Here is a 23,857-nt window from a genome sequence, read left to right as displayed (position 1 = left end):
CGGCACAGCAACTAAGCCCGCGCGGCGCCCTGCCCACGGATGGGGCCGGGCCCCTCCGACATGGGGGTTAGTCGCTGAATTTGCCCAACTGACGGCGGTCGCGCTTGGTCGGCCGACCTTTGAAATCCGCGCTTGGTTCGCGGAACATTTTGCGCTGCTCGGCCACGGTGGCGCGGCGCGCGACGCTGGCATCGGTTTCCTCGTACAGGTTGCGCGCGATCGGCGCGGCCGCCCGCACGTCGGACAAATTCATCACGTCGACTTCCCAGCGGTCGGAGCCGTTGTCGATGTCCAGCGTGTCGCCGACGCGCAGCGCGCGCGCCGGCTTGACCTTGTCGCCGTCGAGCTTGACCTTGCCGCTGTCGACCGCCTCGGTGGCCAGCGAGCGGGTTTTAAAGAAGCGCGCGGCCCACAGCCATTTATCCAGTCTGACACTATCGCTCAAGCGTATTTCCCCACTGCGAAGATCCGCATCACCATCTTGTACGCGAAAAACGCGATCTCGTAGCCGATGCGGCGGAAGCGGCCGACGTGCTCGAAGTCGGCGTCATTGACCACCACGCCGTCGGCGATGGCGGCCTCGATGTGCTGGCGCAGGTTTTGCGCGAAGACCGCATCCTTGATCACCACATTCGCTTCCTGGTTTAAAAACAGGCTCAAGCCGTCCACATTGCTCGAGCCCACGGTGGCCCAGTCGTCGTCGATCACCGCCACCTTGGCGTGCAACTGGGTCTTGTGATATTCCACCACTTTGACGCCGGCCGCAAGCAGCTTCGGGTAGAAGGAATGCGCGACCGCGTCCTGCAGCCAGATTTCGCCGACGCCGATCAGCAGCGTGACCTCGACGCCGCGCTGGGCGGCCGCCGCCAGCGCGTGGCGGAACCTGGCGCCCGGCGCGAAATACGGATTGGCCAGCAGCACGCTCTTGCGCGCGCGCCCCAGCGCGTGCATGTAGGCGCGCTGTATCGTCCTGCGGTTGCGGAAGTTGTCGCGCACCACGAAGCCGGCCTGCACCATGTTCTCGCGCGCGATCTGGTTCACCTTGCGCATGTCGCGGAACAGGCCGATCCGCTTGATGATGCCCAGCTTGCCCAGACGGCGCCACTGGGTCAGCGCCTCCAGCTGGATGGCCGCCACCAGCGGCCCGCGCACCTGCACCGCGAAATCCCAGCGCGGCGCCGACAGGCTGACCGCGTGGTTGTAGTCGCAGTACATATCGTCGTTGATGTTGATGCCGCCGACAAAGGCGACCTCGCGGTCGACCACGCAGATCTTGCGGTGGGTGCGGGTGACGCCGCGCTTGAACCAGGGATTGAAGATGCGGTGCTCGACGCCGGCCTCGACCAGCCTGGCGTGCATGCTGTTGACCTGGCGGCGGCCGGTGCCCCACCAGTCGGTGATCATGCGCACCTGCACGCCGCGCTGCGCGGCGCCGCTCAGCGCGGCCAGCACCGCGTTGCCGGTGTCGTCGCCGGCAAAGATATAGGTCTCGAAATACACTTCGTAGCGGGCGGCGTCGATCACGGCTATCAGCGCCGGAAAGAAATCGGTGCCCGTGTGGAGCAAGGTGACTTCATTATCGGCGATAAAATTTACAGTGCGCATAGCTGGATTCTACCCTTGAGTTCCGAAAAATGGCGCGTCGCTGGAAACAAGTCTATAAAAAATTGCAAGCTCCCAGGAGCGCGACGCGGGGCCGCAAATAGCTCAGGCCAGCGTCAGGCTGGCGACGATGGGCGCGTGGTCGGACAGCTTGGCCCACAGGCTGCCGTGCATCACCTCCGCCGCCTCGACCTTGAAGCCGCGCACGTAGATGCGGTCCAGCCGGAAGAACGGCAGCGCCGCCGGAAAGGTGCGCGCCGGGTTGATGCCGGGCTTGACGCCCGGATTGATGCTGGCTTTGCGGCTCAGCGTGCGCACGATCTCGTCGAGCGCGGAGTTGGAGCCGATCTGGTCGAAGGCTTCGACCACGCCGAGCGCGTTGCGCAGTTCGCCGCCGAGGGTGTTGCGCCAGTCGTTGAAATCGCCGGCAATGATGACAGGCTCGCCGTCCGGCGCGGAGGCGCGCACGGCCGAGATCAGCGCCTGGGTCTGGCGGCGACGGCCCGCTTCGAACAGGCCCAGGTGCACCACATAGCAATGCACCGTGCCGTGCGGCGTGTTGAGCACGCAGTGCAGGATGCCGCGCTGTTCGTAGGCGTGGTCGGAGACGTCGTGGTTGGCCTGGTTGGCGATCGGGAAAGCGCTCAGCAGCGCGTTGCCGTGGTGGCCGTGGTCGTAGATCGCGTTCATGCCATAGGCGGCGTGGGCGTGGCGCGACTCACCGGCGAAATACTCGTGCTGCGCAGCGGCGGGCCAGTGCTTGTGGCCGAAGTGTTCGGCGCCGTACTTGGCGGCGTTCAAGTCATGCTTGCCCTGGACCTCTTGCAAAAAAACCACGTCGGCGTCGAACAGGCCGATCGCCTGCTTGAGCGCCAGTACCCGCGGCTCGCTGCGGATGGCGGATACGCCCTTGTGGATGTTGTAGGTCGCGACTCGGATTTTCATGCGACCATTCTAACCCTGAGTCCGCGATCGCGGCGTACGCCGCCGCACATAGGGATGGTCAGGCCCAGGCCGAAGCGTACTCGGCAGTGTTGCTGCCGACCAGCACCGCCTGCTGCGGGCCGGCGGCGGCATGGGCGCTGCCCAGCAGCGACACCACCGTCTGGATCACCGCGGCTTCGTAGCCGATGATGCTGGTGTTCTCGTGGACGCCGTCGAGCAGCGTGCGCGTGGTGTCCGCGGCCGCCTCGCCGACGAAGCTGTCCTGCTCGGCCTTGGTGTCCAGCAGCGCCGTGAAGTTGGAGGCGACCAGCAGGCGGTTGTTGACCACCTCGCCATCCAGCAAGCCCTGCGCCGAGGTATTGCCTTCCGCTCCCCCCATGATGTCCAGCGCCGCCACGCCGCGCGGCAGGCCGGCGTTAAGCGCGTTGACCCAGAAGTTGCCCCCCGCGTCAGGCGCGCGGCCCAGCAGGTGGACATAGATCGAGCTGACGAACTCCTGGTTGGTGCCGTGGTACAGCGCGGCGGATTCGCCGCTGTTGCCGAAGTTGTCCACCAGCGCCTTGAGGGGGGCATTGGTGTAGTAGGCGGCGACCAAATCCCGCGTGGCGATGGGCGCGTTGTCGGCCTTGAGCTGGGCGATCACGTTGGTCAGGCCGCCGGTATCGGCCGGACGGCCGAAAAAGGCGACGTAGAATTTCTGCGCCAACGCGACATACTGAGCCTGGACCGGATCGTCGTCCACGCTGGTCAAGTTCAGCGCCATGGCGCCGTCGGCAAAGGCCAGCCGCTCAATATTGCTCAGGCTGTCGCTCTGGCCCGGGTCGGTGCGCGACGCCACCGTATAGCCGCCGCTGACGGCGGCCAGCGTGTAATTGCCGAAGGCGCCGGTGTAGACGGCGGTGTCAGTGCCGGCGCCGCCGTCGATGATGTTGTGGCCGCCATTGCCTTGCAGGCGGTTGCTGCTGCTGTTGCCGATCAGCGTGTCGTCGCCGCTGCCGCCGATGGCGTTTTCGATCACCGTGCCGTAGGCGATCGCCAGGTTGTTGGTGCCGTCGTAAGTGCCGACCGGCGGATCGGTCTGCCAGTTGATGCCGGCGCCGGTGTCGGACGGGATGTGGATGGACGAGTAATGGCCCTGCTGCAAATCGATCACCGAACCGTTGCTGAAGTTGGCGATCGAAATGGTGTCGTTGCCGCCGGCGTCCCAGATGGTGCTCAGGAAGGGCGTGGACGGATCGAAAGTATAGGTGTCGTTGCCGGTGTGGTAGCTGGTATTGGCGCCGTACAGGTATTGCATCACCGCGATGTCGTACAGCATCGGCGAATTCGGCACCACCGTATAGGATTTCCACGATGCCGAATTGCTGGTCTGGGTGACATCGACGAACAGGCTGTGGGGCGCGTCGGTGTAGGCCATCAGCGAATACTGGCGGTTGGCGTGCGCGCTGTCGAGCACGGCGCCATCTTCAAACGGATGCTTGAGGCCGAGCGCGTGGCCCAGTTCGTGGATCAAGGACATGTAGTTGTACGAGCCCACCGACCAGTCGTTGTTGCTGAGGGCGCCGCCCGGATCGGTGCTGACCCAGACATCGCCGCCGGATGGGTAGTAGCTGTCGGGATAATTAGCCCAGCCCCAGGCGCCGCCGCCGCTGGCCGTCTGCGTGGCCGAGGTCCAGGCAAAGCGGATGTCGCCGACCGAGGTGGTGGTGTCCGCCACCAGCACCGGCTTGATGTTGGCGACATTGGCCCAGGCTTGCAAGGCCGCGGTCGCCGCCGCCTGCTGTACCGTGTTGAAGCCGTAATGTTCGCTGGCATGCGGTTCGTTGAGATCGGAATAGCTGCTCCCGCCCGGCCCGCTGAAAACCGCCGAGCCGCTGGAAAACGGGAAACTGTAAGTGACCGTGACGCCGCTGCCGGCCGCGCCTCCCCATTTGTCGCCGCCCAGCAGGGCGTCGAGGGTCAACGTGCCGGTATTACCGACCGACGTGGTTGGGCTGGATGTGGTGGGGCTGCTCATGCCGATTCTCCTGCGTAGCCACCAAGCGCGGCCGGTCCTTCAATTCTATGCAAAAAAAATCGCGAGGAATAGGAAACTTGCAGTCTGACTCATTATGACGGGTGACAATATTTTCGCAATTGTAATATTGCTTCGGCGTTGGAGGAGGAGAAGCATTTGTCGGCCGCTTCCAGGTAGGGCAGCCAGACGTGGTTCAGGTGCTCGCGCGGGGCCAGCTTGATGGCGATGTCGCGCGAGACCTCGACGCTGAAGACGTGCTCGGTATTTTCCGTCACGCCGGGCGCGTAGCGGTGGCGCCACACCGGGTAGATTGTGTAGATGTTGGACAGCCGCCAGTCGCGCAGCACGATGGTCTCGCCGTCGGCGACGATGCCGGTTTCCTCGAACAGTTCGCGGCGCGCGGTGTCCAGCAAGGGCTCGTCGGGCGCGTCCAGCGAACCGGTCACCGATTGCCAGTAGCCCGGACGGTCGGCGCGTTCGATCAGCAGCACTTGCAGGTCGGCCGTGTGGATCACCACCAGCACCGACTCGGGAATCTTGTAGGGCTTCATAGTTCAGTTAAAAGAAAAGGCGCCGAAGCGCCCTTTCCATTGCAAATTAGCTGGCTACTTTTGGCTCAGCCGCGCGCAGACGGATATGCAGTTCTTTCAACTGCTTCTCGTCCACTTCCGACGGCGCCTGGGTCAGCAGGCACTGGGCGCGCTGGGTTTTCGGGAAGGCGATCACGTCGCGGATCGAATCGGACTTGGTCATCAGGGTCACGATACGGTCCAGGCCGAATGCCAGGCCACCATGCGGCGGCGCGCCGTATTGCAGCGCGTCGAGCAGGAAGCCGAACTTCAGGCGGGCTTCGTCGGCGTCGATCTTCAAGGCGCGGAACACCTTCGACTGTACTTCCTCGCGGTGGATACGGATCGAACCGCCGCCCAGTTCCCAGCCGTTCAGGACCATGTCGTAGGCCTTGGCGATGCAGGCGCCCGGATTGGTTTCCAGCCAGTCTTCATGGCCGTCTTTCGGCGCCGTGAATGGATGGTGGGTCGCGGTCCAGCGGTCGGCTTCTTCGTCGTATTCGAACATCGGGAAATCGATCACCCACAGCGGCGCCCAGACGTCGTCGAACAGGCCGGCCTTCTTGCCAAATTCCGAATGGCCGATCTTGACGCGCAGCGCGCCGATGGCATCGTTGACCACCTTGGCTTTGTCAGCACCGAAGAAGATCAGGTCGCCGTCTTCGGCGCCGGTCAGTTCCAGGATCTGGGCCAGTGCGGCGTCGTGCAGGTTCTTGACGATAGGCGATTGCAGACCGTCGCGGCCCTTGGCCTTCTCGTTGACCTTGATGTAGGCCAGGCCGCGCGCGCCGTAGATGGCGACGAACTGGGTGTAGGCGTCGATTTCCGAACGTGGCATGTCGCCGCCCTTCGGTACGCGCAGGCCCACAACACGGCCGTTAGGCATGTTGGCGGCGCCGGAGAACACCTTGAAGTCGACGTCCTTCATCACGTCGGTCAGGTCGGTGAACGACAGCTTGACGCGCATGTCCGGCTTGTCCGAACCGTATTTGCCCATGGCCTCGGCGAAGTCCATGACCGGGAACGGGTTAGGCAGCTCGACGTTCATGGTGTTGCGGAACACCTTGCGGATCATGTCTTCGAACAGGTCGCGGATTTCCTGTTCGGTCAGGAACGAGGTCTCGCAGTCGATCTGGGTGAATTCAGGCTGGCGGTCGGCGCGCAAGTCTTCGTCGCGGAAGCACTTGGTGATCTGGTAGTAACGGTCGAAGTTGGCGACCATCAGCAGCTGCTTGAACAGCTGCGGCGATTGCGGCAGCGCGAAGAAGTTGCCGGCGTTGACGCGCGACGGCACCAGGTAGTCGCGCGCGCCTTCCGGGGTCGACTTGGTCAGCATCGGGGTTTCGATGTCGATGAAGCCCAGCTCGTCGAGGTACTTGCGCACTTCCATCGTGACCTTGTAGCGCAGGCGCAGGTTGTTCTGCATCTGTGGACGACGCAGGTCCAGCACGCGGTGGGTCAGGCGCGTGGTTTCGGACAGGTTGTCGTCGTCCAGCTGGAATGGAACGGCCACGGAGGCGTTCAGCACTTCCAGTTGCGAGCAGACCACTTCGATCTTGCCCGACGCCAGGTTGGCGTTGACGGTGCCGGCCAGGCGGTCCTTGACCACACCGGTGACGCGCAGGCAGAACTCGTTACGCACGGCTTCGGCGGCTTTGAATACTTCAGCCTGCTCCGGATTGCACACGATCTGCACCAGGCCTTCGCGGTCGCGCAGGTCGATGAAGATCACGCCACCGTGGTCGCGGCGACGATGTACCCAGCCGCACAGGCTGACAGTTTGGCCAAGCAGCGCTTCAGTGGTGAGGCCGCAGTAGTGAGTACGCATTGAGGACATGTTTATTTCTCGGTTCAGGTTAAGTTACTCAGTTATTTTATTTGGCGATTTCGATGGCCTTGGGCGCGTCTTCCGGCGACACCACGCCCATCGAAACGATGTACTTCAGCGCCGCGTCGACGGACATGTCGAGCTCGACCACGTCCTTGCGCGCCATCATCAGGAAAAAGCCCGACGTCGGATTCGGCGTGGTCGGAATATAGACGCTGACGTAGTCGCCCACCAGATGATTCTTGACGTCGCCGCCGGGCGTGCCGGTCAGGAAGGCGATGGTCCACGAGTTCTGGTGCGGATACGGGATCAGCACCGCCTTGCGGAAGGCATTGCCGGACGACGAGAACAGCGTGTCGGACACCTGCTTGACGCTCGAATACAGCGAACTGACGACCGGAATGCGGGTCAGCAGTTTTTCCCACAGCTTGACCACGTAGTTGCCGACCAGGTTGTTGGTCAGCAGGCCGGTCACGAACACGATCAGGACCGTCAGCACCGTGCCCAGGCCGGGGATATCGAAGCCGATCAGGGTACGCGGCTGCCAGCGTTCCGGCACAAACAGCAGGGACTGGTCCATGGTGCTGATGACCAGGTTGAGCACCCAGGCGGTAATCGCCAGGGGCACCAGGATCAGCAAGCCGGTAATGAAATATTTACGCATCGATTACTCTTAGAGTGGGTGGTGCTGCGGGGTGCTGCGGTCCGTGCTCAGTCCGACTTCGTGCCGGACGCGGGCGCGGCAGGCGCGGCCGCCGGCGTCTCGCTCGGGGCAGGCGCAGCCGGTCCGGTCGCGGTGCCGGTCGCCGGCGGCGTGCCGCCACGGAAATCGGTCACGTACCAGCCGGAACCCTTCAACTGGAAGCCGGCAGCGGTCAATTGCTTCTTAAACGTTTCTTTGCCACACGACAGGCAAACAGTCAGCTGCGGGTCGGAAATCTTCTGCAAGACATCCTTGGCAAAACCACACGCCTCGCAGCGGTAAGCGTAGATCGGCATCTATTACTCCGCAAAAATCATCAAAACCCTGAATTATAAAGCTTTTTGCCGGCCGCCTGCCTGTTTCCTCTGGTCAAGGGCGGCGGCGCCAGGCCATCCAGCGTTCCTTGCCCTCGAACACGGGGATGGAATCGCTGACGGCGTCGTCGGCGATGCACTCGAAATCGGCCTCCAGCAAGGCTTGCAGCTCGGCGCGCGTGATGCCGAACGGCGGGCCCTTGGGGGCGTCGTCGAAGAAGAAGTAGCCGGCCAGCAGCGCCCCCGGCGCCAGCAAGGCCGCCCAGCGCGCCGCCACCTGCGGCCGCATCCCGCGCGGCAAGGCGCACAGGAAGGCGCGCTCGTAGATCAGCTGCAAGGGCCGCTGCGGCTGCCAAGCGAAGAAATCCGCCTCGACCACGCGCGCCGCGTGCGGCCCGACCGCCGCCTTGCCCGCCGCCACTGCGGCCGGCGAGAAATCGATGGCCACCGCGTCCCAGCCCGCGTCGGCCAGGAAGGCCAGCTCGTAGGCCGAGCCGCAGCCCGGTATCAAGGTCGTCAGCGGCGCGCTGGCGGCGGCGAAGTCGCGCAGCGCCTGCGGCACGCCGCCCCGGTCCCAGGGCGTGAACTGGCGCTCGAAGCGCTCGTCCCAGAACGCCGGCGAGCTCGGATCGCGCTGTGCGAAGTCCACCATGGTCAGAGGAAGTGATGCCAGCGCAGGTACAGCTGGTAGCCGGCGACGCCGATGCCAAAGGCGCCGGCGAAGTAGATCACCAGGCTCAGCAGACGGTTGGTGCGCTGCTGTTCGTGGATCAGCACTTTGATCAACTCGGTGTTATCGGCCGGCTTCTCGCCGCCCTGCTCCAGCGCGCGGTGCAGCAAGCGCGGCAGTTGCGGCAGGATGTGGGTGTAGCGCGGCGCTTCCGCCTTCAGGCGCTGCCACATGCCCTGCCAGCCGACCTGCTCGGCCATCCAGTTTTCCAGGTAGGGCTTGGCGGTCTTCCACAAGTCCAGGTCGGGGTCGAGCTGGCGGCCCAGGCCTTCGATGTTGAGCAAGGTCTTTTGCAGCAGCACCAGCTGCGGCTGCACTTCGACGTTGAAGCGGCGCGAGGTCTGGAACAGGCGCAGCAGGATCTGGCCGAAGGAGATGTCCTTCAGCGGCCGGTCGAAGATCGGCTCGCAGCAGGCGCGCACGGCGGACTCGAGCTCGTCGACCCGGGTTTCCTTGGGCGCCCAGCCGGACTCGATGTGGGCCTCGGCCACGCGCTTGTAGTCGCGGCGGAAGAAGGCCAGGAAGTTCTGCGACAGGTAATCCTTGTCGAAGTCGTTCAAGGTGCCGACGATGCCGAAGTCGAGCGCGATGTAGCGGCCGAAGGTGGCAGGGTCGATCGACACCAGGATGTTCCCCGGATGCATATCGGCGTGGAAGAAACCGTCGCGGAACACCTGCGTGAAGAAGATCTCGACGCCGTCGCTGGACAGTTTTTTCAGGTCGACGCCGGCCGCCTCCAGGCGGTCGATCTGCGACACCGGAATGCCGTGCATGCGCTCCATCACGATCACGCTGTTGGAGCAGTAATCCCAATGCATTTCCGGCACCAGCAGCAGCTTGGAATCGGCGAAGTTGCGGCGCAGCTGGCTGGCGTTGGCCGCCTCGCGCATCAGGTCCAGCTCGTCGTGCAGGTATTTGTCGAACTCGGCGACCACTTCCTTCGGCTTCAAACGCTTGCTGTCGGCCCAGATGCGGCCTATCCATTCGGCGGCGATGTGCATCAGCGCCACGTCCTCGTCGATGGACTTCTTCATGCCCGGACGCAGCACCTTGACCGCCACCTGCTTGCCGTCCTTGAGCGTGGCGAAGTGCACCTGCGCGATCGAGGCCGACGCCACCGGCGTGCGCTCGAAGCTGGCGAACAGCTGGTCGGGATGGGCGCCCAGCGACTTGCGGATCTGCGCGATGGCCAGGTCGGAATCGAAGGGCGGCACGCGGTCCTGCAGGTGCGACAGTTCCTCGACCAGGTCGGCCGGGATCAGGTCGCGGCGGGTCGACAGCACCTGGCCGAACTTGACGAAGATCGGGCCCAGGTCTTCCAGCGCCATGCGCAGGCGCACGCCGCGCGGCGCCGACAGGTCGCGCCAGAAGAACACGGTGTCGATCAGCTTGGCGATGCGCGGTTTTTTCAGGCCGGAAATGGCGATTTCGTCGAGGCCGTATTGCACCGATACCCGCAGGATCTTCAGCAGGCGTAAAAATTTCAACATCATTTGAGGTCCAATTTCTGTTCCAGTTTGGCCAGGCGCTTGGCGGCGCGCTCAACGTCGTCGCGCAGGCGCACCACGTCGGCCGAGAAGGCTTCCACCGTTTGCGGGCGGATCAGCACAGGTTTTTCGTCAAGCAGGAATTCAGCGACGTTTTCGGCCAGCTTCTGGTGGCCGTTCTTGACCGCTTCAAATACCGACCGGGCGCCGGAGACCATGCGCACGGCGGCGATCGGGCCCACCACTTTTTCCAGGTCGTGCTCGGCTTCCCAGCGCAGCGACTTGCTGAGGTTGGAGATGGCGTTGGCGAACTCGGCGTCGCCCTCGATCTGCACGTAGGAGAACGCGCGCTCGCGGTTCTGCGCGATCAGCGGCAGATCGGACAGCTTGACGCGAATGGTGACGCGGGCCGGCTCTTCCGGCGCCGCCGCTTCCAGCATGCCGTCGGCCGTCACGCGCAGGCGCAGCACGACGGCGCCGGTGTCGATGGCGGCGATCTTGCCGGCGTGGCGCTGCAACTCCTTGCGCGCCCACGGCTCCTGGGCCAGCAAGTGATTGATGGCGGCGCTGGCCGGCGCCGCGGCGGAGAAATTCGGTGGTGTCATTCGTCTACCGTGAAAACAAAAACCGCAAAACAAAACCGCCCGAAAATACGGGCGGTCTTGATCTTACCAGCTTGCCGGGAATTGTCGGCAATTACGCGAGCTGTTGAATACCAGCCAGCAGCCAGCCAGACGCGCCGGAGACTGGCTTGGACAGGTTCCACACCTCGTTGAACGGCTCGGCCAGCGCATCCGGCGCGGGCTTGATGGTGCCGGTGAACTTGACGCTGGCGAGGTAGTCGCTGTCGCTGGTTTCGATGCCCAGCAGCTCGGCGTCGATGGTGACGACGTCGGTGTAGTCCTTTTGCGCGCCGCGCTCGCTAATCTGCATCTTCAGCTCGGCAAACACCTCGGGGGTGGTGAATTCGCGGATATCGGCCGAATCGCCCTTGTCCCAGGCCGCTTGCAGGCGGATGAAATTGCTCTTGGCCACGCGCAGGAAGGCTGGCGCGTCGAAGTCGGCCGGCACGCCCCACGGCGTGTGGGCGACCGGCGCGGCGGCCTGCTGCATTGGCTCAGGCTGCAGGCGCGAACCGATCTCCGGCGTGCCGCTGGCTGGCGGCATCGCGTACACATTGTTGCCGCCGTTGTTGCCACCGAACGCGGCGGGCGCAGGCTGCGAACGGCCGCGGATCAGGCGTATGACGAAGAACACCACGCCGGCCAGCAGAGCCAGCATGATCAGCGAGCCGAACATGCCGCCCATGGCGCCACCCAGGCCGAAGTGCGAGAACAGTGCGCCGATGCCCAGGCCCAGCAGCGCGCCGCCCAGGATGCCTTTCCATGGGCTGGCCGGCTTCGGCGGGATCGCGGCAGGCGGAGCGGTCGGCGCAGGCGCGGCCTGGCGCGGCGCGGTCGGCGCCGGCGCGGCGGCCGGCGGCATGCGGTTGACGCTTTGCGATTGACGTCCGATCGAACGGCCGCCGCCCATCGGACGGGCCAGCGCCTCGCCCAGCATCGACAGTGCGGAAGCGGCCAATACGGCGCCGATCAGGATTTTCTTGATGTTCATGCTACTCCTATGACTACAGTTTGATACCGGTGTGTAAAGCGGCCACACCTGCCGTCAGGTTGTAATACGTGACCCGTTCCAGGCCCGCCTCTTCCATCATGGTCTTCAGCGTTTCCTGGTCCGGATGCATGCGGATCGACTCGGCCAGGTAGCGGTAGCTTTCGGCGTCGTTGGCGATCTTCTGGCCCATCCACGGCAGGATCTTGAACGAATAGAAATCGTAAGGCTTCTGCAGCGGCTCGGCCACTTTCGAGAATTCCAGCACCAGCAGCTTGCCGCCCGGCTTGAGCACGCGGCGCATTTCCGCCAGCGCCTGGTCCTTGTGGGTCATGTTGCGCAGGCCGAAGGCGACGCTGACGCGGTCGAAGTAATTGTCCGGGAACGGCAGTTTTTCTGCGTCACATAACAATGTGGGGGTCAACAGGCCGCGATTCAAGAGGCGGTCGCGGCCGACGCGCAGCATCGACTCGTTGATATCGGTGAGCCAGACTTCGCCGGTCGGGCCGGCCTGCTTGGCGAACACCTTGGCCAGGTCACCGGTGCCGCCGGCGATGTCCAGGCACTTGAAACCGGGGCGCACGGCGGCGTTGGCGATGGTGAAGGTCTTCCACAGGCGGTGCAGGCCGGCCGACATGACGTCGTTCATGATGTCGTACTTGGCGGCGACAGAATGGAAAACCTTGGCGACTTCGCGGACTTTGTCGTCTTCCGCGACGGTTTTGTAACCGAAGTGAGTGGTATTGGTCATGTTGGGCGGGCCTGTTAGTTTGCCTGCATTATACAAGACCCTACTGCGCATTCAGGTGGCGCCACTCCAGTCCCAGCGCGGTGCGCGGGCGAAAACCCTTCCACGGGGCCGGATCGGGCTTGATGGTGCCGTCCGCGCCCAGCGGCGGCAGCGCCAGATACGGCTGCAGGGGCTGCTGTTTGAGGTGGAGGCCGAGGAAGGCCGTGACGAAATGCTGGTTGATGTTGTTGATGCGGCGGCTGTCCCAGACCGGCTCGGAGTAGGACATGAAATCGTCGAAGTTGGCCAGCATGGCCGGCGACGGCGGATTCGGCGCGGAATTGTGGCGGCCGCCGACGTAGGTCAGCAGGTAGCGGTCGGCGTGGATGGCGCCCTGGAACAGGCGCAGCACGCCGTCCTGGTAGCCGGCCACGTCGTCCTGGTCGCCGCTGACGAACAGCGTCGGCGTGCGCACGCCGGCCAAGCCGGCCGGTTCCCACACTTGGTGCGCCCCGCCCCACGGCGCGAACGCCACCACCGCCTTGATGCGCGGATCGCGCCGCGCTTCATATTGCGCGTTGCCCCGCTGATTGACGGCCAGTTTGCCGCCCGGGACATAGGCCACCGCCACCGGGCTGACGCCGGCGCCGACGGTGTTGAGCGCGCCGTAGCCGCCCATCGAATAGCCGACCAGTGCCGTGTTGTCGGCGTCGACCAGGCCGGACAGGAAATGCCCGCTGCCCGGCTTGCCCCAGGCGGCCACGGTTTGCAGCACGAACAGATCGTCCTGCGCGCGGTTGAGCAAGGTGCTGGCGAAACCGGCCTTGTCGGCGCGGGTCGATTCGGGATGGTCGATCGCCACCACGATGTAGCCCTTGGAGGCGAGGTTCTCGGTCAGGTAGCTCATCTGCAGGCGCGAGCCGGGATAGCCGTGCGAGACGATCACCAGCGGATAGCCGCCGGCCGGCGCGGTGGCGGCAGGGGCCTGCGGCACCGCATCGCGCGCGGCGCGGCCGTTGAAGGTGAACGGCGTGTTGGGGCGGGCAGCATCGTTAGCGCCGGAGCCGAGCACATCGGTATAAACCGTATGTTCTTTTTGGCCGGACTGGAGCCGGGCCGGATACCAGACTTCCAACGTCAGCTTGCGGCTGTAGCGCGGGTTGGGCGCGGCGTCGCTGTAGCGCAGGATGTCGAGCTGGTCCGCATGCTCGGCGACCAGCGTGCGCACGCCGACCGGCAACGGCCCACGCGCCGCCAGCTCCGGCGCATCGGGCCGGGCATCGCCGAAATACTCTTGTGCGCCCAACGGCGCGGCGATCAAGGCCACGGCCAACATCAACACCTTGCAAACATCCTTCATGCCATCTCCCATCCAGCGCGATAAAACCGCCAACTATCCCACGACGCTGTGACAGCTTGATGAAATGAAGACGCGTTCGTTTGATATAGCCGAAACCGTGGCCATACGGACGGGCTAATCTGGCCGGAACCATCCGAGGTCCAGCCATGCCGCCAACCGTCTATCTCGACACCTCGGTCATTTTGCACCTGACCGATCCGCCGAGTCCCAACCCGATCACGCGCGCCTGCCAACAGCTGACTCAGCTTTGGTGGGATACCCGTTGCGATGCAAGCAGAACTTATGTTTCCAGGTATGTCATTGCAGAGATAAAGCATGGCGATCCACTCAACATGGCACGCCGCATGAGAATGATTGAATTTCTTCCCCGCCTGCCAGACGGCGCACGGACGGAAGGCGTTGCCGAACTTTTAATCTGCGGCGGCGGTCTAAACGCAAGAGCGATGAAATGCGCTGAACACATTGCTTGCGCAGCGCAAAACCGGAGTGAAATTCTTCTCACATGGAATTGCCGGGACATCGCGAACGCCAGACAACTTCGGCTTCTGAGGGTACTGATCCACGCACAAAGACTGCATCTTCCCGAGTTGGTAACGCCCTTTGAACTGATGGAGAATCGCTATGAAAATATATGACGTGGAAATTCCTCCGGACTTGGAGATTCCAGAACTCGACGAACATTCGCGGGCCGAGATTGACGCATTGCATGAAGAAATCGCACGCGACAGGGCCGAACGCAAACGGCGAGCAGAGATGTCGCCATACAAGGATGTGGGGGAAGCCTGGCAACGGCCTTCGGCAGCACATCCCCCTGACCCAGAGCCATCCATCGACGTCGAAGCACTGCGCCAGCTACCTCTGCATGTGCGGGCGATATTTGCCTACGTGCTGCGAGAGCACGTCACGCGCTGAGGCGCTTAGTGTTTGTGGCCGCAGCCTGTGTGGTTCTTCGAGCCCGGGCCGGTCAAGGTGACGCCCGTTTCCCGGCCGCTGTCGCCTTCGAAGCCGGACGCGTGCAGGCGGTCCATGTAGTCGGCCCACAAGGCGTCTTTTTCATTGCCCAGCTTGTACAGGTAGTCCCAGGTGTACAGCCCGGTGTTGTGGCCGTCGGTGAAGGTCGGCTGCACCGCGTAGTTGCCGACCGGGTCCATCGCCGCGATGCCCACTTCGCGCTTGCCCACCTGGAGCACCTCCTGCCCCTCCCCGTGTCCCTTGACCTCGGCCGACGGCGAATACACGCGCAGCAGCTCGAACGGAATCGAGAACGAGGCGCCGTCGTCAAATTCGATGTCCAGCACTTTGGACTTGTTGTGGACGGTCAGGCCGGTGGGTTGCTTGCTCATAGGGAGTCTTTCAAACGTTCGATGATCGCGGCGTGCAGGGCCGGCAGCAGCGCGCGGCGCGCGGCCAGCACTTCCGGCGCCGACGCACGCTGCGCAACAGCCCAGGTCGGATTCGGGAAGTGGGCATCGTCCACATAACGCGGAATCACATGCCAGTGCACATGGGGCGTCATATTACCAAAGCTGGCCAGGTTGATTTTTTCCGGCGACATCAGCGCGCGTTGTGCGGACTCGACCGCCCACACCACGTCCATCACACGACTGCGTTCAGCCGGCGACAGATCCGTCATTTCCTTGACGTGGGCGTTCCACACCACGCGCGTGAAGCCCGGATATTCGGCCTCGTCCACGGCGACCACCGACAGCTGGTGGTCGCTCCAGACCACCACGCCGGCGGCGGGCGCCGCCAGCAAGGCGCACAGGTCGCAGGCCATTACACCAGCACCCGTTCGATGCCGCCGTCGTTGGCGCGCTTGACGTAGTCGGCCATCCAGTTCTCGCCCAGCAGGTGCTTGGCGATCTCGACCACGATGTAGTCGGCCGTGGTGCCGGCATCCTCGCCGTAGCGCGACACGCCGCCCAGGCAGGCCGGGCAGCTGGTCAGGATCTTCACTTCGCCCTCGAAGCCGTCGGCGCGCAGCTTGTCGGCGCCCTTGATGACTTCCTCTTCCTTGCGGAAGCGCACTTGCGTCGAGATGTCGGGACGCGCGATCATCAAGGTGCCAGAATCGCCGCAGCAGCGGTCGTTCTTCTCGATCTTGACGTTGTCGTGCGTCTGGATCAGCGTGTTGACGGTCTTGGTCGCCTCCTGCATCTTCATCGGCGTGTGGCAAGGCTCGTGGTACATATAGCGCGTGCCGGTCACGCCTTCCAGCCGGACCTGCTTCTCCATCAGGTATTCATGGATGTCCATGATGCGGCAGCCCGGGAAGATCTTGTCGAACTCGTAGGTCGCCAATTGGTCGTAGCAGGTGCCGCACGAGACCAGCACGGTCTTGATGTCCAGGTAGTTGAGCGTGTTCGCCATGCGGTGGAACAGCACGCGGTTATCGGTCATCATCTTCTCGGCCTTGTCGTACTCGCCGGCGCCGCGCTGCGGATAACCGCAGCACAGATAGCCCGGCGGCAGCACGGTCTGCACGCCCACTTCCCACAGCATCGCCTGCGTCGCCAGGCCCACTTGCGAGAACAGGCGCTCCGAGCCGCAGCCCGGGAAGTAGAACACCGCTTCCGTATCCGCATTGGTGGCCTTGGGATTACGGATGATCGGGATGACCTTGTCGTCCTCGATGTCCAGCAAGGCGCGCGCGGTTTTCTTCGGCAGGCCGCCCGGCATCTTCTTGTTGATGAAGTGAATCACCTGCTCGCGCACCTTCGGCTTGCCCACGCTTGGCGGCGGCGCCTTGGTCTGCTTCTTGGCGAATTTCTTCAGCAAGTCATTGCCCAGGCGCTGGGCCTTGTAGCCGATGCCGACCATCGCCGCGCGGGTGGCGTTGATGGTGGCCGGGTCGGTGGCGTTGAGGAAGAACATCGCCGCCGACTTGCCGGGATTGAAGCTCTTCTTGTCCATCTTGCGCAGCAGGTTGCGCATGTTCATCGACACGTCGCCGAAGTCGATGTTGACCGGACATGGCGTCACGCACTTATGGCAGATCGTGCAGTGGTCGGCCACGTCCTCGAATTCTTCCCAGTGCTTGATCGAGATGCCGCGGCGGGTCTGCTCTTCGTACAGGAAGGCTTCGATCAGCGACGAGGTCGCGAGGATCTTGTCGCGCGGCGAGTACAGCAGGTTGGCGCGCGGCACGTGGGTCGAGCAGACAGGCTTGCACTTGCCGCAACGCAGGCAGTCCTTGACGCTGTTGGCGATCTCGCCGATATCGCTCTGCTGCATGATCAGCGATTCGTGGCCCATCAGGCCGAAGGAAGGGGTATAAGCATTCGACAAATCGGCTTCCATGCCGGCCAGGTTCAGCAGCTTGCCCTTGTTGAAGCGGCCTTCCGGATCGACCCGCAGCTTGTAGTCGCGGAACGGGCCGATTTCTTCCTCGGTCAGGAACTCCAGCTTGGTGATGCCGATGCCGTGCTCGCCCGAGATCACGCCGTTGAGCGAACGGGCCAGCTTCATGATGCGCGCGACGGCCTGGTGCGCCAGCTGCAGCATCTCGTAGTGATCCGAGTTGACCGGCAGGTTGGTGTGCACATTGCCGTCGCCGGCGTGCATGTGCAGCGCCACGAACACGCGGCCGCGCAGCACGCGCTTGTGGATCGCGGTCGCTTCGTCGAGGATCAGCTTGTAGGCGGCGCCGTTGAAGATCTGGCGCAGCTGGGCGCGGATCTCCTGCTTCCAGGTGACGCGGATGGTGCGGTCCTGCACCACGTCGAACAAGGTGGCGTCCGGCTGGGTCTTCAGGCGTTCCTCGAACACCGGCAGCAGGCGCTCCAGGCCCAGTTCGGCCAGTTGCGCGGTGGCGGCGGTCAGCGGTTTGTCGAGCTCGGCCAGCAGGAAGGTCCAGCGTGCCACCACCTGGGTCAGCAGCGCTTGCGCCTGCTGCGCGCGGTCGCCCAGCATTTCCGCGTCGCCCACGGCGTCGTCGGCGTCGTCGCTCTTGCCGATCGGCAGATTGCCGGCGGCGAAGAACTGCTGCAGTTCATCGGCCAGTTGCAGCTTGTTCTTGATCGACAGTTCGATGTTGATGCGCTCGATGCCGTCGGTGTATTCGCCCATGCGGTTGAGCGGAATGACCACGTCTTCGTTGATCTTGAAGGCGTTGGTGTGCTTGGCGATGGCGGCGGTGCGGGCGCGGTCCAGCCAGAATTTCTTGCGCGCTTCCGGGCTGACGGCGACAAAGCCTTCGCCCACGCGGGTGTTGGCGATGCGCACCACTTCCGATGCGGCCAGGGCGACGGCGTTTTCATCGTCGCCGACGATGTCGCCGAACAGCGCCATCTTCGGCAGCACGCCGCGTTTGGACTTGGTGGCGTAGCCGACCGCGCGCAGATAGCGCTCGTCCAGGTGCTCCAGGCCGGCCAGGCGCAAGGTGCTGAACTGCTCGCCCTTGGCCGGCAAGCCGTCCAGGTAATCCTTGATCTCGACGATGGACGGGATCGCGTCGCGCGCCTGGCCGAAGAACTCCAGGCAGACGGTGCGGGCGAACTTCGGCATCTTGTGCAGGATCCAGCGGCTCGACGTGATCAGGCCGTCGCAGCCCTCTTTCTGGATGCCCGGCAGGCCGGCCAGGAATTTGTCGGTGACGTCCTTGCCCAGGCCTTCCTTGCGGAACTTGCGGCCTTCGATTTCCAGCAGCTCGGTCTTGAACGGTTCGCCTTTCGATTCGCCGCGCGCGGTCGGATGGGTCCACTCCAGCTTGAAGCGGGCCAGCGGCGTGTCGTGGATCTTCGACAGGTTGTGGTCGAGGCGGGTGACTTCGAGCCAGTCGCCGTTCGGGTCGACCATGCGCCACGAGGCCAGGTTGTCCAGCGCCGTGCCCCACAGCACGGCCTTCTTGCCGCCCGCGTTCATCGCGATATTGCCGCCGATGCAGGAAGCGTGGGCCGAGGTCGGATCGACCGCGAACACGAAGCCGGCCTTCTCGGCCGCTTCGGACACCTTGTGGGTGATGACGCCGGCGCCGGTGTAGATGGTCGCGTATTCACGGTCCAGGCCTGGCAGCACTTTCATTTCCACCGCGCCCATGTTGAGCAGCTTCTCGGTGTTGATGACGGCCGACATCGGCGTCAGCGGAATCGCGCCGCCGGTGTAGCCGGTGCCGCCGCCGCGCGGGATGATGGTCAGCCCCAGCTCGATACAGCCCTTGACCAGGCCGGCCATTTCTTCCTCGGTGTCCGGGGTCAGCACCACGAACGGATACTCGACGCGCCAGTCGGTGGCGTCGGTCACGTGCGAGATGCGCTTCATGCCGTCGAAGCAGATGTTGTGCTTGTCGGTGTAGCGGCCCAGCACCTTGTTGGTGCGCTTGCGCAGATCGTAGACTTGCTTGAATTCCTCGCCGAAGTCGGCCACCGCCTTGCCGGCCGCGCGCAGCAGCTTGGCGACGTTGGCGCTGCGTTCGCGCGCGCCCTCGTCGCCGGCGTCGTCGACCGTCAGGCGGCGCTTGTCCACCTCGGCCAGGCGGTGATGCAGCGCGTCGATCAGTTCCTGGCGGCGTTTCGGGTTGTCCAGCATGTCGTCCTGCAGGTACGGATTGCGGCGGACGGCCCAGATATCGCCCAGGACTTCATACAGCATGCGCGCCGAGCGGCCGGTCTGGCGGGCGCCGCGCAAGGCATCCAGCAAACTCCACGACTCCTCGCCCAGCAGCCGGATGACGATCTCGCGATCGGAAAACGACGTGTAGTTATAAGGAATTTCACGAAGGCGCGTGGCCTCGGGACCGTGGGGCGTTTCCGCCAGCAAAGCTTGGATTTGTGCAGGGGCATTCATTGTGAGATTGGACTTGTAGACTGAACCCGGGAGGGTCATTCTAGCGTATTGCGGCGCACCACGCCGTAACACCCCTTGGCGGCCGAGGGGCTATCCGGGCTGCAACAACCCGCCAAAAATTTGCAAATTCCGGATTTTATTGGCAATAACGGATAAATACTCGCTATAAAACTGAACGAAATTCATGCGCAAGAGCATATGGCAATATGATAGCTTGCACCAAATTAGCCGAGCAATTGGCCTATCCGATGCCAAACCCCGTCCGGCACGTACAACAGCAGAGCGGTCATGGTCAGGTAGCGCAGCAATTTTCCGATCGCCATATAGGCGATGCTGGGCCAGAAAGGCAGCCTGAGCCAGCCGCCCAGGGTGCACAGCGGATCGCCGATGCCGGGCAGCCAGGCCAGCAGCATGGTCTTGGCGCCGTAGCGTTCCAGCCAGTGGAACCAGCGGCTTTTGCGCTCCTTGGAGAAAGTCTGCTTGGCCTGGTAGCCCATCCAGTAATCGATGGCGCCGCCCAGCGTATTGCCGACGGTGGCGACGGCGATGACGCTCCAGAACAGGGCCGGATTGGCCTTGATGACGGCAAACACCGCCGGTTCCGAGCCCAGCGGCAGCAACGTAGCGGAGATCAAGCTGATGATAAAGACCGAAGTCAGGCCCACTTCCGGCGCCGCCAGTACGTGCAGCAGCCAGGTGATTGCAGAGTCGATCATCGGTTTCTTTGAGCGGAAGGAAAGGTGTCCATTATAATGAGTCGCACACCGCATGATTGAACAGTCGTACCGCGCACCCATCCGCGCGCGGCCCGCGCCCCTGCTTCACCCGGTCACACGCCGGATAGTTAGCACTGAATGAGCAAAGCACCCTGGGGGTCAGGTCTGCCCCCCAGAGCCCCGGAATCACTATGTTTGCAAACCATGACTATCGACTATCTGAAGAAAATCCTGACCGCGCGCGTCTACGACGTCGCTACTGAAACCCCGCTGGAACTCGCGCCGACGCTGTCGCAGCGCTTCGAGAACCGAATTTATTTCAAGCGCGAGGACATGCAGAGCGTGTTCAGCTTCAAGATTCGTGGCGCCTACAACAAGATGGCCCACCTCAGCGACGCCCAGCGCAAGCGCGGCGTGATCTGCGCTTCGGCCGGCAACCACGCCCAGGGCGTGGCGCTGTCGGCGGCGCGCATGGGCTGCCGCGCGGTCATCGTGATGCCGACCACCACCCCGCAAGTGAAGGTGGAGGCGGTCAAGGCGCGCGGCGGCGCCGATGTCGAGGTGGTGCTGCACGGCGAATCCTATACCGACGCCTACAACCACGCGCTATTGCTGGAACAGGAACAGAAGCTGACCTTCGTCCACCCGTTCGACGATCCCGACGTCATCGCCGGCCAGGGCACCATCGGCATGGAAATCCTGCGCCAGCATTCCGGCCCGATCCACGCGATCTTCGTGCCGATCGGCGGCGGCGGCCTGATCTCCGGCATCGCCGCCTACGTCAAGCAGATCCGCCCGGACATCAAGATCATCGGCGTGCAAAGCCTCGATTCCGACGCCATGGCGCGCAGCGTCAAGGCCGGCGAGCGCGTCACGCTGTCCGACGTCGGCCTGTTCGCCGACGGCACCGCGGTGCGCCTGGCCGGCGAGGAAACCTTCCGCCTGGTGCAGCAGTATGTGGACGACATCATCCTGGTCGATACCGACGCCATCAGCGCGGCCATCAAGGATGTGTTCAGCGACACCCGCTCGATCCTGGAGCCGTCCGGCGCGCTGGCCATCGCCGGCGCCAAGGCCTACGTCGAGCGCGCCGCGCTGAGCAAGGACCCGATCAAGAACGAAACGCTGATCACCATCGCCAGCGGCGCCAATATGAACTTCGACCGTCTGCGCTTCGTCGCCGAACGCGCCGAGCTGGGCGAAGCGCGCGAGGCGGTGTTCGCCGTCACCTTGCCGGAACAGCGCGGCAGCTTCAAGCGCTTCTGCGAGCTGGTGGGCCCGCGCAATGTGACCGAGTTCAACTACCGCATCAGCGACAAGGACGAGGCCCATGTGTTCTGCGGCGTACAGATCGCCGACCGCAGCGAATCGGGCACGCTGGCACGCATCTTCGAGCAGAACGAGTTCAAGACGCTGGACCTGACCCACGACGAGCTGGCCAAGGCCCACATCCGCCATCTGGTGGGCGGCAAGAGCGCGCTGGCCAAGGACGAGTTGCTGTACCGTTTCGAATTCCCCGAGCGTCCGGGCGCGCTGATGCGCTTCCTCAATTCGATGGCGCCGAACTGGAATATCTCGCTGTGCCACTACCGCAGCCAGGGCGGCGACGTCGGCCGCATCCTGATCGGCCTGCAGGTGCCGGCCGGGGAAATGGACCAGTTCGCGCAATTCCTGACCACGCTGGGCTACCGCTACTGGGATGAGAGCGCCAACCCGGTGTACAAGCTGTTCCTGGGCTAACCGCAGCACGACGGCATGGTTTGCGCTACCATGCCGTCCTTCACTGAAACACCACACATCGCCATGACCAACACCGTCGACTTGTCCCCACTGGGAAAAACCTCCGCCTACCGCACCGACTACGCGCCGGAACTGCTGTTCCCGATCGCGCGCCAGGGCAAGCGCGACGAGCTCGGCCTGACCGGCACCCTGCCCTTCTTCGGCGTCGACATCTGGAACGCCTACGAAATCTCGTGGCTCAACGCGCGCGGCAAGCCGCAGGTGGCGATCGCCCGCATCACCGTGCCGGCCGACTCGCCCAACATCATCGAGTCGAAGTCCTTCAAGCTCTACCTGAACTCCTACAACCAGACCCGCCTCGACAACGTGGTCGCGCTGAAGAACCTGCTGCAACAGGACTTGTCGAACGGCTTCGGCGCCAACGTGCACATCTCGCTGACCCAGCCGGAGGAATTCGGCATGGTGGAAATGGGCGAGCTCGACGGCCTGCTGCTGGACCGCCTCGACATCGAGGTCGACCACTACCACCCGGCGCCGGAGCTGCTCAAGGCGGCGCTGGACGAGGAGCCGGTGGAGGAAAAACTGATCTCGCACCTGCTCAAGTCGAACTGCCTGGTCACCGGACAGCCGGACTGGGCCAGCGTGCAGATCCATTATTCCGGTCCGCAGATCGACCAGGAAAGCCTGCTGCGCTACCTGATCGGCTTCCGCGAGCACAACGAGTTCCACGAGCAATGCGTGGAGCGCATCTTCACCGACATCCTGCGCCAATGCCAGCCCCAGCAATTGTCGGTGTACGCCCGCTACACGCGGCGCGGCGGACTGGACATCAACCCCTGGCGCAGCAACTTCAGCACAGCACAGAAACCGCCCAATCTTCGTGGCGCACGTCAATAAAACTGGCGCTTTTTCCAATCAAACAGGAAAAATCAGGCGTATGATGTGCACATGGCGCGCGGTTGTTGACCACCGCGCGCCATACGGCCCCACCGGCCTGAAAACGCGCAAATAATCGGAAATTCGCCCCAGCCCCTGGCGAAAAACCGGCGTTTTCCGTGATTTCTATTCAGAAATAGCGATTCCTTTCTTTGCTGCATTTCATTCCAGCCCGCGCGCCGGCTGGCCGACACAAGCGTTACAACGGGCGCGAGCGATTTCCTGTTACATGGCGCAGAAACAAGCCTATAATTCTGCTCGCATGCCACCTTTGTGCGTTGCAACATTCTATGTCGCGTTATGAATAACCTGAGCAAAATACTTTCACTGGAAAACGTGTTGTTGGATCTGGAAGTCTCCAGCAAGAAGCGCGCTTTCGAGCAAGCCGGCCTGATCTTCGAGAACAACTGCGGCATCGCCCGCTCCACCGTGTCGGACAACCTGTTCGCGCGCGAGCGCCTGGGTTCGACCGGACTGGGGCATGGCGTCGCCGTCCCGCATGGCCGCATCAAGGGCATGAAAAGCCTGAAATCGCCGCTGGCGGCCTTCGTGCGCCTGGCCGAGCCGATCCCGTTCGAATCGCCCGACGGCAAGCCGGTCAATCTGCTGTTCTTCCTGCTGATCCCGGACCACGTCACCCAGCAACACCTGGAGATCCTGTCCGAGATCGCCGAGATGTTCTCCGACGACGCCTTCCGCACCGCGCTGAGCACGGACGCGGATCCGAAATCGGTGCACTCGCGCATCATCAACTGGATGCCGAGCCTGCAGGCCGCGGGTTGAGA

Annotated in this window: 23 protein-coding genes; 5 read left to right on the top strand and 18 right to left on the bottom strand. The window is 63.6% G+C overall.

The window, feature by feature from the left end; genetic code table 11:
* Nucleotides 1–67: 67 nt before the first annotated feature.
* The 14 genes from AC07OK_RS22050 to AC07OK_RS21985 form a co-directional block, all read right to left on the bottom strand.
* Complete coding sequence (locus tag AC07OK_RS22050) at nucleotides 68–445, bottom strand: RNA-binding S4 domain-containing protein (RefSeq protein WP_494692293.1); 378 nt, start codon at nucleotides 443–445, stop codon at nucleotides 68–70.
* Nucleotides 442–1,605: a cardiolipin synthase ClsB gene (gene clsB / locus AC07OK_RS22045; protein WP_494692292.1), complete on the bottom strand. Its 1,164-nt coding sequence runs from the start codon at nucleotides 1,603–1,605 to the stop codon at nucleotides 442–444. The genes AC07OK_RS22050 and clsB overlap by 4 nt, the downstream gene beginning before the upstream one ends.
* 102 nt (nucleotides 1,606–1,707) lie before the next feature.
* Complete coding sequence (locus tag AC07OK_RS22040; RefSeq protein ID WP_494692291.1) at nucleotides 1,708–2,547, bottom strand: endonuclease/exonuclease/phosphatase family protein; 840 nt, start codon at nucleotides 2,545–2,547, stop codon at nucleotides 1,708–1,710.
* A 58-nt stretch (nucleotides 2,548–2,605) separates the two neighbouring features.
* Nucleotides 2,606–4,564, bottom strand: coding sequence for a M10 family metallopeptidase C-terminal domain-containing protein (locus tag AC07OK_RS22035; protein WP_494692290.1), 1,959 nt, complete (start codon nucleotides 4,562–4,564; stop codon nucleotides 2,606–2,608).
* A 92-nt stretch (nucleotides 4,565–4,656) separates the two neighbouring features.
* Entirely contained in the window at nucleotides 4,657–5,115 is a 459-nt protein-coding gene (gene nudB / locus AC07OK_RS22030) for a dihydroneopterin triphosphate diphosphatase (RefSeq protein ID WP_494692289.1), read from the bottom strand.
* 46 nt (nucleotides 5,116–5,161) lie between these two features.
* Entirely contained in the window at nucleotides 5,162–6,961 is a 1,800-nt protein-coding gene (gene aspS, locus AC07OK_RS22025; RefSeq protein ID WP_020704473.1) for an aspartate--tRNA ligase, read from the bottom strand.
* A gap of 46 nt (nucleotides 6,962–7,007) precedes the next feature.
* Nucleotides 7,008–7,625, bottom strand: coding sequence for a DUF502 domain-containing protein (locus AC07OK_RS22020; RefSeq protein ID WP_494692288.1), 618 nt, complete (start codon nucleotides 7,623–7,625; stop codon nucleotides 7,008–7,010).
* A gap of 47 nt (nucleotides 7,626–7,672) precedes the next feature.
* Complete coding sequence (locus AC07OK_RS22015; RefSeq protein WP_217942423.1) at nucleotides 7,673–7,960, bottom strand: FmdB family zinc ribbon protein; 288 nt, start codon at nucleotides 7,958–7,960, stop codon at nucleotides 7,673–7,675.
* Between the two features lie 73 nt (nucleotides 7,961–8,033).
* Nucleotides 8,034–8,630, bottom strand: coding sequence for a methyltransferase domain-containing protein (locus AC07OK_RS22010; protein WP_494692287.1), 597 nt, complete (start codon nucleotides 8,628–8,630; stop codon nucleotides 8,034–8,036).
* A 2-nt stretch (nucleotides 8,631–8,632) separates the two neighbouring features.
* The gene (ubiB, locus tag AC07OK_RS22005) at nucleotides 8,633–10,201 is read right to left on the bottom strand and encodes a ubiquinone biosynthesis regulatory protein kinase UbiB (RefSeq protein ID WP_217942426.1); all 1,569 of its coding nucleotides are present in this window, start codon (nucleotides 10,199–10,201) and stop codon (nucleotides 8,633–8,635) included.
* Nucleotides 10,198–10,800, bottom strand: a complete 603-nt coding sequence (locus AC07OK_RS22000; RefSeq protein ID WP_494692286.1) for a ubiquinone biosynthesis accessory factor UbiJ — start codon at nucleotides 10,798–10,800, stop codon at nucleotides 10,198–10,200. The genes ubiB and AC07OK_RS22000 overlap by 4 nt, the downstream gene beginning before the upstream one ends.
* 91 nt (nucleotides 10,801–10,891) lie before the next feature.
* Nucleotides 10,892–11,809 (bottom strand): Tim44 domain-containing protein, encoded by a 918-nt coding sequence (locus AC07OK_RS21995; protein WP_494692285.1) that lies wholly within the window; start codon nucleotides 11,807–11,809, stop codon nucleotides 10,892–10,894.
* Nucleotides 11,810–11,822: 13 nt separating this feature from the next.
* Nucleotides 11,823–12,557 (bottom strand): bifunctional demethylmenaquinone methyltransferase/2-methoxy-6-polyprenyl-1,4-benzoquinol methylase UbiE, encoded by a 735-nt coding sequence (ubiE, locus tag AC07OK_RS21990; RefSeq protein WP_116992725.1) that lies wholly within the window; start codon nucleotides 12,555–12,557, stop codon nucleotides 11,823–11,825.
* 40 nt (nucleotides 12,558–12,597) lie between these two features.
* Nucleotides 12,598–13,896, bottom strand: a complete 1,299-nt coding sequence (locus AC07OK_RS21985) for an alpha/beta hydrolase family protein (protein ID WP_494692284.1) — start codon at nucleotides 13,894–13,896, stop codon at nucleotides 12,598–12,600.
* 146 nt (nucleotides 13,897–14,042) lie between these two features.
* On the opposite strand from AC07OK_RS21985, the gene AC07OK_RS21980 reads away from it, so the two are divergent.
* Both AC07OK_RS21980 and AC07OK_RS21975 read left to right on the top strand, forming a co-directional pair.
* On the top strand, nucleotides 14,043–14,531 hold the full coding sequence (locus AC07OK_RS21980; RefSeq protein ID WP_494692283.1) for a PIN domain-containing protein: 489 nt from the start codon (nucleotides 14,043–14,045) through the stop codon (nucleotides 14,529–14,531).
* Nucleotides 14,518–14,808: a hypothetical protein gene (locus AC07OK_RS21975; protein ID WP_494692282.1), complete on the top strand. Its 291-nt coding sequence runs from the start codon at nucleotides 14,518–14,520 to the stop codon at nucleotides 14,806–14,808. The genes AC07OK_RS21980 and AC07OK_RS21975 overlap by 14 nt, the downstream gene beginning before the upstream one ends.
* 5 nt (nucleotides 14,809–14,813) lie before the next feature.
* Here the strand turns inward: AC07OK_RS21975 and AC07OK_RS21970 are convergent, their stop codons facing one another.
* The 4 genes from AC07OK_RS21970 to AC07OK_RS21955 all read right to left on the bottom strand — a co-directional run bounded on the left by AC07OK_RS21970 (nucleotide 14,814) and on the right by AC07OK_RS21955 (nucleotide 20,396).
* Nucleotides 14,814–15,239: a gamma-butyrobetaine hydroxylase family protein gene (locus tag AC07OK_RS21970; RefSeq protein ID WP_494692281.1), complete on the bottom strand. Its 426-nt coding sequence runs from the start codon at nucleotides 15,237–15,239 to the stop codon at nucleotides 14,814–14,816.
* Nucleotides 15,236–15,673 (bottom strand): HIT family protein, encoded by a 438-nt coding sequence (locus AC07OK_RS21965; protein ID WP_494692280.1) that lies wholly within the window; start codon nucleotides 15,671–15,673, stop codon nucleotides 15,236–15,238. The genes AC07OK_RS21970 and AC07OK_RS21965 overlap by 4 nt, the downstream gene beginning before the upstream one ends.
* The gene (locus tag AC07OK_RS21960) at nucleotides 15,673–19,680 is read right to left on the bottom strand and encodes a DUF3683 domain-containing protein (RefSeq protein ID WP_494692279.1); all 4,008 of its coding nucleotides are present in this window, start codon (nucleotides 19,678–19,680) and stop codon (nucleotides 15,673–15,675) included. Before AC07OK_RS21960 ends, AC07OK_RS21965 begins: the two co-directional genes overlap by 1 nt.
* A 224-nt stretch (nucleotides 19,681–19,904) precedes the next feature.
* Nucleotides 19,905–20,396: a YqaA family protein gene (locus AC07OK_RS21955; protein WP_494692278.1), complete on the bottom strand. Its 492-nt coding sequence runs from the start codon at nucleotides 20,394–20,396 to the stop codon at nucleotides 19,905–19,907.
* A gap of 204 nt (nucleotides 20,397–20,600) precedes the next feature.
* Here AC07OK_RS21955 and ilvA point away from each other — a divergent pair, with 204 nt between their 5' ends.
* The 3 genes from ilvA (at nucleotide 20,601) to AC07OK_RS21940 (ending at nucleotide 23,855) form a co-directional block, all read left to right on the top strand.
* Nucleotides 20,601–22,136, top strand: a complete 1,536-nt coding sequence (gene ilvA / locus AC07OK_RS21950; protein ID WP_494692277.1) for a threonine ammonia-lyase, biosynthetic — start codon at nucleotides 20,601–20,603, stop codon at nucleotides 22,134–22,136.
* A gap of 63 nt (nucleotides 22,137–22,199) precedes the next feature.
* Complete coding sequence (gene queF, locus AC07OK_RS21945; protein ID WP_494692332.1) at nucleotides 22,200–23,033, top strand: NADPH-dependent 7-cyano-7-deazaguanine reductase QueF; 834 nt, start codon at nucleotides 22,200–22,202, stop codon at nucleotides 23,031–23,033.
* Between the two features lie 339 nt (nucleotides 23,034–23,372).
* Nucleotides 23,373–23,855 (top strand): PTS sugar transporter subunit IIA, encoded by a 483-nt coding sequence (locus tag AC07OK_RS21940; RefSeq protein WP_020704458.1) that lies wholly within the window; start codon nucleotides 23,373–23,375, stop codon nucleotides 23,853–23,855.
* Nucleotides 23,856–23,857 lie beyond the last annotated feature (2 nt).

The organism is Duganella sp. GW821-FHT07G03 (assembly GCF_059418605.1).
This window is presented reverse-complemented; position numbering and strand designations above follow the sequence as displayed.

What these genes read in the sequence shown, in the direction of transcription:
- clsB (WP_494692292.1), bottom strand. Translation starts at nt 1,605, where the DNA reads ATGCGCACTGTAAATTTTATCGCCGATAATGAAGTCACCTTGCTCCAC.
- AC07OK_RS22040 (WP_494692291.1), bottom strand. Translation starts at nt 2,547, where the DNA reads ATGAAAATCCGAGTCGCGACCTACAACATCCACAAGGGCGTATCCGCC.
- AC07OK_RS22035 (WP_494692290.1), bottom strand. Translation starts at nt 4,564, where the DNA reads ATGAGCAGCCCCACCACATCCAGCCCAACCACGTCGGTCGGTAATACC.
- nudB (WP_494692289.1), bottom strand. Translation starts at nt 5,115, where the DNA reads ATGAAGCCCTACAAGATTCCCGAGTCGGTGCTGGTGGTGATCCACACG.
- aspS (WP_020704473.1), bottom strand. Translation starts at nt 6,961, where the DNA reads ATGCGTACTCACTACTGCGGCCTCACCACTGAAGCGCTGCTTGGCCAA.
- AC07OK_RS22020 (WP_494692288.1), bottom strand. Translation starts at nt 7,625, where the DNA reads ATGCGTAAATATTTCATTACCGGCTTGCTGATCCTGGTGCCCCTGGCG.
- AC07OK_RS22015 (WP_217942423.1), bottom strand. Translation starts at nt 7,960, where the DNA reads ATGCCGATCTACGCTTACCGCTGCGAGGCGTGTGGTTTTGCCAAGGAT.
- AC07OK_RS22010 (WP_494692287.1), bottom strand. Translation starts at nt 8,630, where the DNA reads ATGGTGGACTTCGCACAGCGCGATCCGAGCTCGCCGGCGTTCTGGGAC.
- ubiB (WP_217942426.1), bottom strand. Translation starts at nt 10,201, where the DNA reads ATGATGTTGAAATTTTTACGCCTGCTGAAGATCCTGCGGGTATCGGTG.
- AC07OK_RS22000 (WP_494692286.1), bottom strand. Translation starts at nt 10,800, where the DNA reads ATGACACCACCGAATTTCTCCGCCGCGGCGCCGGCCAGCGCCGCCATC.
- AC07OK_RS21995 (WP_494692285.1), bottom strand. Translation starts at nt 11,809, where the DNA reads ATGAACATCAAGAAAATCCTGATCGGCGCCGTATTGGCCGCTTCCGCA.
- ubiE (WP_116992725.1), bottom strand. Translation starts at nt 12,557, where the DNA reads ATGACCAATACCACTCACTTCGGTTACAAAACCGTCGCGGAAGACGAC.
- AC07OK_RS21985 (WP_494692284.1), bottom strand. Translation starts at nt 13,896, where the DNA reads ATGAAGGATGTTTGCAAGGTGTTGATGTTGGCCGTGGCCTTGATCGCC.
- AC07OK_RS21980 (WP_494692283.1), top strand. Translation starts at nt 14,043, where the DNA reads ATGCCGCCAACCGTCTATCTCGACACCTCGGTCATTTTGCACCTGACC.
- AC07OK_RS21975 (WP_494692282.1), top strand. Translation starts at nt 14,518, where the DNA reads ATGAAAATATATGACGTGGAAATTCCTCCGGACTTGGAGATTCCAGAA.
- AC07OK_RS21970 (WP_494692281.1), bottom strand. Translation starts at nt 15,239, where the DNA reads ATGAGCAAGCAACCCACCGGCCTGACCGTCCACAACAAGTCCAAAGTG.
- AC07OK_RS21965 (WP_494692280.1), bottom strand. Translation starts at nt 15,673, where the DNA reads ATGGCCTGCGACCTGTGCGCCTTGCTGGCGGCGCCCGCCGCCGGCGTG.
- AC07OK_RS21960 (WP_494692279.1), bottom strand. Translation starts at nt 19,680, where the DNA reads ATGAATGCCCCTGCACAAATCCAAGCTTTGCTGGCGGAAACGCCCCAC.
- AC07OK_RS21955 (WP_494692278.1), bottom strand. Translation starts at nt 20,396, where the DNA reads ATGATCGACTCTGCAATCACCTGGCTGCTGCACGTACTGGCGGCGCCG.
- ilvA (WP_494692277.1), top strand. Translation starts at nt 20,601, where the DNA reads ATGACTATCGACTATCTGAAGAAAATCCTGACCGCGCGCGTCTACGAC.
- queF (WP_494692332.1), top strand. Translation starts at nt 22,200, where the DNA reads ATGACCAACACCGTCGACTTGTCCCCACTGGGAAAAACCTCCGCCTAC.
- AC07OK_RS21940 (WP_020704458.1), top strand. Translation starts at nt 23,373, where the DNA reads ATGAATAACCTGAGCAAAATACTTTCACTGGAAAACGTGTTGTTGGAT.